Origin of the sequence: Priestia sp. SIMBA_032 (assembly GCF_046535215.1) — a bacterium.
Classification (GTDB): Bacteria; Bacillota; Bacilli; order Bacillales; family Bacillaceae_H; genus Priestia; species Priestia aryabhattai.
In genome coordinates, this window is record NZ_JAWRXD010000113.1 from 1 (window position 1) to 500 (window position 500).

General features: G+C 48.2%; 1 protein-coding gene. It reads left to right on the forward strand.

What is annotated here, in order from left to right; genetic code table 11:
- Positions 1 to 257: 257 nt before the first annotated feature.
- The coding region (locus tag SB717_RS33560; RefSeq protein ID WP_410907121.1) for a hypothetical protein at positions 258 to 500 on the forward strand (243 nt) is incomplete at its 3' end.

Sequence of the window (500 nt, forward strand, 5' to 3'; positions counted from 1 at the left end):
CTATTCACGTCGCTAGCCTAGGTAGAACCTATCTGCCAGGACCCTATTGGTTCATAGCTTCGCTGGGAAATGACCGTTGAATTCGCGCTCAGGATCAAAACGGTTGGCTGGAGCTGGCCTATACCTTCATCGCACTCGTGATGCATGGTCGGAGGTGGTAACCCGCTTCAGATCCATTGACAACAGCTATTTAATAGCTATCATATAGCTGTATTTAATAGCTATTTTAGCTATCACCTTATGACCCGAGGTGTTTCATGATAAACATTCAAATTAGCCTCCCAGACCAGACGCTTTTAAAGGCTATCGCCGCCGCTAGCAAGCGTGGATTGTCGCTCGATGAATACATCGACATGCAGCTATCCGGCGATGATTCCCCACCGGAATCATCACCCAACATAGCTTCGCCTGACCCAGTTGAAGATCTAGCTCGCACTTTATTTCTTGCTGCGATTGAGCGCCCTGAGGGTGCTCCACCATTTCTAGTTGAGGAACTATAC